The 4,839-nt window shown below is 64.3% G+C and carries 2 protein-coding genes and 1 pseudogene; 2 read left to right on the forward strand and 1 reads right to left on the reverse strand.

The window, feature by feature from the left end:
• Positions 1-1,072, forward strand: a 1,072-nt coding sequence (locus ACFHYO_RS15645; RefSeq protein ID WP_446728971.1) for a hypothetical protein, incomplete at its 5' end; no start/stop codon positions are given.
• Positions 1,073-1,212: 140 nt separating this feature from the next.
• A protein-coding gene (locus ACFHYO_RS15650; RefSeq protein ID WP_446728972.1) for an IS3 family transposase occupies positions 1,213-2,363 on the forward strand; the annotation gives its coding sequence in 2 pieces (ribosomal slippage) (positions 1,213-1,471 and positions 1,471-2,363; 1,152 coding nt in all).
• Between the two features lie 247 nt (positions 2,364-2,610).
• Here ACFHYO_RS15650 and ACFHYO_RS15655 read toward each other — a convergent pair.
• Positions 2,611-4,839 (reverse strand): annotated as a pseudogene (locus ACFHYO_RS15655) (hypothetical protein); the annotation flags it as partial.

A 4,839-nucleotide genomic window follows, 5' to 3' on the forward strand; every position in this document is an offset into this window, starting at 1 on the left:
GTCGCAGGACGTGGAACGCGTACTGAACATCTTCGTGCGGTTAAATTCAGGCGGCACCACGCTCTCATACTCCAACCTCCTACTGTCGATCGCAACCGCGCAATGGAAGAAGCTGGATGCCCGTGCCGAGATTAACGGGCTGGTGGCCGCGCTCAATTCAACAGGCCGCCGCTTCGCCTTTTCGCAGGACTGGGTGCTGAAAGCGGGGCTGATGCTGGCCGACATCAAGAGCGTCGGCTTCAAGGTAGAAAACTTCACCTCTGCTAACATGGAGACCCTGGAACGAGGCTGGCCAGCTATCGACCGGGCGTTGCGGCAGACAGTGGCGCTGGTGGATAGCTTCGGCCTGTCTGCCCAGACATTGCGCGCCGATAGCGCGCTCTTGCCTATCGCCTATTACCTTCACCACCGAAAGGCGCCGGACAACTACGTAACACACTCGTCCTTCGACTCTGATCGTGAGACGATCCGCTTCTGGTTGGTACGCTCCCTGCTCAAGTCTTCCGGCATCTGGGGTAGCGGTCTCGACGTGCTGCTGACGGCACTCAGGGACCAGATCAAGAGGCACGGCGGTGCCGCCTTTCCGATCAAGCAGCTGAACGCTGAAATGGACAGGCGGGGCAAGTCGCTAAAGTTTGAGGCGGCGGAGATCGACGATCTGCTGCGCCTCCCATATAACGACCGAGGGATCCTGCCTCTGTTGTCCCTGCTGTTTCCGTTCGTCGATCTACGCCACGAGATGCATATCGACCACGTGTTCCCTATTTCCCGGTTCACGCGAAGCAAGCTCACGAAGGCTGGTTTCGACGACGACAACGCAGCAGCGCTGATCGAGCGTGCCAACACTTTGCCGAACTTGCAGCTTCTCGAAGGCGCGGCCAACAAGGAAAAGCTTGCCGTACTGCCTGCGGTCTGGCTTGCTAAGCACATGGCGTCCAAGAGCAAGCGAGCCGACTATTGTGATCGACATCTGCTTGGAGCGGTTCCTGACGACCTTTCTGGATTTGACGAGTGGTTCAACGCACGTCGGGAAATGATGGAGGCACAGCTCCTGAAACTGCTCGGGAAATAACCAGCGGTTCAGGTATTCTGGACGCGGTAAAACCGTCAGCATGTCCACGGAAGATCATTTTGAGCTCCTCCCCGAAATTCGGACAGTGACGGAAGCTACGATCTGACGTCTGCTGGTCTCCAAGACGAGGAGATCAGAACATGTCGAAACGCAGGAACCACGATGCGGCGTTCAAGGCGCGGGTGGCGCTGGAGGCCGTGAAGGAAGAGCGCACGGTGTCGGAACTGGCCGCCGAATATGGCGTGCACCCAACGATGATCCATCAATGGAAGCGGTCGCTGCTGGAGGGGGCCTCAGGCATCTTCGAACGCGGTGGCAAGGCCGCTGTGGCGGTAGAGGTTGCCGAAGAAACAGTTCGTGACCTGTATGCCAAGATCGGAGAGCTGGCTGTCGCCAACGATTTTTTGTCCAGAAAGCTCAAGCCCTGGATCGGCAAGTGAGGCGCGGGGTGATCGAACGAACCCATCCCAAGCTGTCGGTTGGCGCGCAGTGTCGGCTGCTGTCGATCTCGCGGTCGTCGTTCTACTACGCCCCTCAGGGTGAGACGGCGATGAACCTCGACCTGATGCTGTTGATCGACAAGCAGTTTCTGGACACGCCATTCTACGGCGTGCGGCAGATGACGTGGCACTTGCAAAATGAGGGCCATGCCGTGAACCAGAAGCGCATCCGGCGGCTGATGCGCCTCATGCGTCTGATGCCGATCTACCAGAAGCCCGACACCAGCAAGCCCGCCAGGGGCCACAAGACCTACCCCTATCTGCTGGGCGGCATGCGGGTGAAGCGGCCCAATCATGTCTGGTGCGCCGACATCACCTACATCCCGATGAGAAAGGGCTTCCTGTATCTGGTCGCCATCATGGACTGGTCCACCCGGAAGGTGCTGGCTTGGCGCATCTCCAACACGCTGGAGACCGACTTCTGCATCGAGGCGCTGAACGAGGCGATCCACAAGTTCGGCCCGCCCGAGATCATGAACACGGATCAGGGCAGCCAGTTCACGTCCTTCGCCTGGACCGACCGGCTGAAGCGGGTCGGCACCCGGATCTCGATGGACGGCAAAGGGCGCTGCATCGACAACATCTTCATCGAGCGCCTCTGGCGGTCCCTGAAGTATGAATGCGTCTACCTGCACGCATGGGAAACCGGATCGCAGGCTAAAGCTAGCATCGGGCGCTGGATCGCCTTCTACAACCACCATCGCCCACACACGGCCCATCGCGGTCAACCGCCCGCCGTGGTCTACTTCAACACCATCGAAACCGATCAGCAGGTGCAGGCAGTAGCTTAACTCAGCCGGAAATCTGTCCAAGGATCGGGGAGTAGCTCACGATCTGACCATGACGGAATTGATCGGAGACGTGGAGCGAGCACTTCATGGACAGGAAGGTTCCTAGCCCAACGGCGATCCACGGCCTCAGGCCAGCCTGAAGCAACCGACCGGCCAGCCAGCCACCTGCGGCACCGAGGCGAGCCGGAAGCGGGGAAGGGTGAGCGAGACGGCAGGGATCGAGCGAACCCTTCCCCGCTTTGGCGTCTCACCAGCCCGGTCCCCGGTCGGGCTCGCGGCGGGAGGGGCCGCTGGCGGGCGGTGCCGGTGCCGGTTTGGACGCGGGCTCCTGTGCCATCTTCCAGATCAGCGGCACACCGGCATCCCTGGAGAACTCCGACGCGGCGTAAGCAACGTCCTCGAACGTGAGGGGTACGGACTGTGCCACGGCCCGCACCACTGCCGCCGCCCCGGACAGAGTCAGTTTCCCGTCGGATTGCGCCCGCGCCTTTGCCATTTCCAGAACCAGGATGCTGTTCGGGCGGAACCGCGGCGGAGGCTCCGGGTGGTAATCGTACCCGGTGGCAGGATCGACGCTGCCGCCGAGCCCCGCGAGCAATCCGACCAGGGCGAGGCGGTAGGTGCCATTGCCCTGCCAGTTGGCCCGCAGACGCTCGAAGAGCCGGTCATGGTCGTAGGACCGGTCCTCGCCGGCAAGACCATTTAGGTAGTCGATCAGCGGCCCACTGCCACCGTTGTGGTGCCGCTCCCAGAGCAGCCGCGCACGCGCCAGGCGCTTCCAGTCCCTGAATGACGGCAAACCACCCTGCGAGGGCAGTTCCGCGAACACGATCCGTGGGAGCGGCGGTTTCGGAGCCGGGGCTGGCGGCGCAGGTTTCGTCGCAACGGGCTGGGGCGCGTCGGGACGAGGAGCAGGTGCAAGAGCAGGTGCGGGCGTAGGCGCAGAAGGCGCGCGGCGCGCATGGAACTGGGCCAGCACATTCCGGATGGTCTGAATGGTGTCACGGATGAAGGTCCGCAGGCTGTCGGCCCAGCCCCCGCCGACCGCGGCCTCGTCCACCACGGCCCGCGCCATGGGCGGCTCAATCTCCGTCGCAGCTGCCCGCGCTAGAGGATCGATCTTGAGAGCTTCCAGCTCCTCGACTTCTTCCATGAGCTCACGTGCGGCCGTGGCGGCGCCATGCCAGGCCTGACGCGCGGCTTCCGCCCGCCCCGCCCTGGCCAGATCACCGGCATCGAGCGCTGTATCACGCGCATCCGCGAACCGCGCCGGGGCGCCAGCCCGGTGGCGCAGCGCCGCCAGCCCACCGCCCGACATCTCGGCTGCCCAGGCGCGTGCCCGGGCAGCTTGCGCCGCAAGCCTCTCGCGCACCTCGGCCTCGCGCCGGGCTTCTGCCGCAGCCAGTTCCCGCTCCCGCTCCGCGGCGATCTCCACCTCGGCCTCTTGCGCCTCCTTCAACCTCACGGCCTCGGCCCACGCCGCGTGTTTCTGCGCCGCCTCAGCTCGCTCGGCCTCCGCCGCCCTCTCGGCCTCCACCAACCCCGGAAGGCGGGCCTCGATCTCGGCCAGGTGAAGCAGGCAGGTGTCGCACCAGTCGGCCCCAGCGTCAGCCGCGGCACGGATCGCTTCGATGGCGGCTGCTGCCAGCGTGTCGAAGACATTGACGACGACACGATCAGGGTTCAGCAGAACGTTCACAGGCTTGGACTGCCCCTCCAGCGAGGCCAGCAGAACGTCCAACGCCTCAAGCCGCGCCCCCATCGCGGAATGACGCTCCATGTCACCCGCCCAGTGCCGCAGGTTGCCTTCCCAGCTCGCCGCCGCCAGCAGATCACCGCCAGCCAGCGCATCGTCCCGCCGCTGGATGCACTTGGCCTGCGCCGCCTCAAGCCGCTTTGCCTCCGCCTCCAAAGCCACCCTCTGCGCCTCGACCTGCGCTTCGGCTTCCAACCTTGCCGCCTCCTGCGGAAGCCGCTCGGCCATCTCTCGCAGGGTTTCTGCCCAATCTGCGCCACGCCGGAGGGCGTCGAGCGCTCCCTGTTCAAGAACCTTGGCGGCTTCCTCGTGCCACGGGTCAGAACACAGGGCCGTCAGTGCCTCGCTCTGGCCCACCAGTTCTTCGAACTGCCGCTCGTCTCCGAGCCAGTAGAGACGCAAAGACTCCCCTAGAACCGCGTCCCGTAGCAGCCCCTCTGAAAGATCGCGGTCTCGTTGGAGGCGCCACTCGTCAGCGTAGTAGGCTTCCTCCAACCGTTCACGCTCCCATTGGTCGCGCTTCAGGCGCTCAGCTTCCTCCCGCCTGGCCGCTCTGCGCTCGGCCCGATCAATCCGTTCGCGCCGCAACGCCTCCCATTGCTCAACCGTCTCACGCCGACGCCGCTCGTCCGCCGCCTGCTGTGCAGCTTGCGCCGCAAGCCTCTCGCGCTCCTCGGCCTCGCGCCGGGCTTCCGCCGCCGCCAGATCGCGCTCCCGTTC

The sequence above is a fragment of the Paracoccus panacisoli genome (assembly GCF_042435015.1).
GTDB classification, from domain to species: domain Bacteria; phylum Pseudomonadota; class Alphaproteobacteria; order Rhodobacterales; family Rhodobacteraceae; genus Paracoccus; species Paracoccus panacisoli.